1 protein-coding gene is annotated in these 262 nt (G+C 21.8%); it reads right to left on the bottom strand.

What is annotated here, in order from left to right; all coding sequences use genetic code 11:
* Positions 1 to 48 precede the first annotated feature (48 nt).
* Positions 49 to 262: sigmaY antisigma factor component (locus tag B2W91_RS10300; protein WP_291580547.1), on the bottom strand; the 214-nt coding region annotated here is incomplete at its 5' end.

Here is a 262-nt window from a genome sequence, read left to right on the forward strand (position 1 = left end):
CATCAAAATATATTTATTTGAAATTATATCTATATTTTCAAATTATATTTATGAATTTATTTTCTTCTTTTCAATTATCTTTCTTGCTATTAAATAAAGTATCAAATTCGTTGGAATATTAATAGAGCATAACAGCCCCCAAAGCCAGTAATATTTATTTCCTCTTTTTCTTGCATCTCTAAAAACCCATGTTCCTTGTATAATAAGTATTATACAAATGGGTATATATATATATATAATTTTATTATCCATTAAATTCACT

It is taken from the genome of Clostridium sp. UBA6640, assembly GCF_002455975.1.
GTDB lineage: Bacteria > Bacillota > Clostridia > Clostridiales > Clostridiaceae > Clostridium_J.